The sequence below is a fragment of the Campylobacter sp. BCW_6871 genome (assembly GCF_001762325.1).
GTDB classification, from domain to species: Bacteria; Campylobacterota; Campylobacteria; order Campylobacterales; family Campylobacteraceae; genus Campylobacter_D; species Campylobacter_D jejuni.
Genome location: NZ_MJWQ01000064.1, coordinates 1 through 304, shown reverse-complemented (window position 1 = coordinate 304; position 304 = coordinate 1). Strand labels below are relative to the sequence as shown.

Sequence of the window (304 nt, the reverse complement as noted above, 5' to 3'; positions counted from 1 at the left end):
ATCTTGGATATTTTCTTTAAAATATTCAAGCTCATCATCTACTTCTTTTTTAATAAATGCAAATTGTTCTTTACCACCCTTGCCTATTATGGATATTTTTAATATTTCATCATCAACCTCTTCAAAATCACAAAGTTTTACATTTAAAGCTTCAGAAATTCTAAGTCCTCCATAAAGCATAAGTTTTATCAGTAAAGAGTTTCTAAAACTATTATAAACTTCTTTTTTTGCTTTTTCTTTCTCTAAAACATTATTTAGCCTTATAATTTCATTTTCATTAAGATAATTTAATTTTTCTTCTGAT

At 24.0% G+C, this 304-nt stretch carries 1 protein-coding gene; it reads right to left on the bottom strand.

All coding sequences use genetic code 11. The features are described 5' to 3' along the window. Positions 1–304 (bottom strand): tyrosine-type recombinase/integrase (locus AJ930_RS06790; RefSeq protein ID WP_148122814.1); only part of this gene is annotated, 304 nt, incomplete at both ends.